Origin of the sequence: Microcoleus sp. T3_D1 (assembly GCF_036700405.1) — a bacterium.
Taxonomy (GTDB): domain Bacteria; phylum Cyanobacteriota; class Cyanobacteriia; order Cyanobacteriales; family Microcoleaceae; genus Microcoleus.
Genome location: NZ_JAUBOV010000201.1, coordinates 1 through 1,383, shown reverse-complemented (window position 1 = coordinate 1,383; position 1,383 = coordinate 1). Strand labels below are relative to the sequence as shown.

Genomic DNA, 1,383 nt, shown 5'->3' with positions numbered 1-1,383 from the left:
ACAAATTGCACATTCATTCTGAGGAAAATGAACAGTTTTCCCCGGTTCAAATGGGATACTTACCTGATTGGGACAGCTAATTAAATGCGTATCCCAGTCAAGGAAAAAAGAATTTTTATCAAACCGTCCAGAATTTTTGACCGGCCACGCCTTGCAAAATATCTGTAATTTATCATTCCGTTGTGTCACCCAATGACTAGATAAATAAGCCCGATCAATATGTAACTCAGATAGGTGAATATTTTGAAATTTCAAGTCACGTTCTAGGTCAATTGTAGCAGCAGATTCTGGAGTATTGGCGCGTGTCAGCGCCACCGCGCAAACTACACCACTCTCTAAATCTTTAAGAACGTGGCGTTTATATCCATCTATTTTTTTAGAGCGGCTTTTACGCCCATGCCGCATATCTGGGTCTTCAATAGAAATGCGACGATCTTTGGCGACCCCTTTACTTAAACTTGGAACGCCTTGTGAGTCGAAAGTCACATTTTGGGATTCAATGACTCGGGCAACATCCAGAGTCTCTTGGACTACTTCAAATTCATCACAATCAGACTGGCTTTGCATCCATTCTTCCACTGTATTTAAGCTACTTAGGAGAATTAAGAGTGCATTTTGACGCTCTACTGGATTATCCCAGTTTAAATCTAAAGCCGTTTTTAAGCTGGAACTATTAAGGATGGGTGCACCTGCTTCCAGGGCAATTTCTGCTGGCTCCCGCCCCTGCACAGCAGCTATCATACTCACCGCCTTACGCAAAGCATGACCCAAGAGATTATATGTATCTTCGACTTTACCAGCTCCCCATAAAGGTGAGGAATCTAAAGCTGCTTTCAGTTGAGATGAGCCAAATCCACCTTTTTGTTTGGCAATTTCTACGGTGCGGTCAATTAAACGTTGGTCTAGTTCTTTTTTAATTAAGCGATTTCTGAATCTCACCAAAGTGGCTTTGCTAAAAGGGGGAGTTTCACACTTTAGACAATCGAGAACTAACTGCCAACGTTGATCCATGAGCATTTCTTCAATTACTTCATCGTCAGAAATGCCTAAGTAGGCTTGCAGAATAATTGCCAGAGCAATTTGTGCAGGAGGAACTGGGCCCTGACCTACTGTGCTGTCTTTAAAAATTGTAGCAAGTTCTTCTTGAAACTCATCATTAAATATGAATGAACGGTTCAGTCGAAGAAACGTGAATAACTTGGCTCGTTTAATGCGCTTGATAATCAACGCTTCTGTTTCTGAGAGTTCAATTGGAGGATGCCATAAGGGAGGGCGCATAAGGTTTCTTCCTTCTTCCTGATTGTCAGAATTTAACAGGCTTTTCAATTCACATATCATTTTCAGTTTGTTTTGTCAACTCCTAATACTGAACCGACGCCCTAG

The 1,383-nt window shown here is 41.6% G+C and carries 1 protein-coding gene; it reads right to left on the bottom strand.

The genetic code is table 11. The features are described 5' to 3' along the window. Positions 1-1,326 (bottom strand): transposase (locus QT992_RS33365; protein ID WP_333378754.1); only part of this gene is annotated, 1,326 nt, incomplete at its 3' end. Between the last annotated feature and the right edge of the window lie 57 nt (positions 1,327-1,383).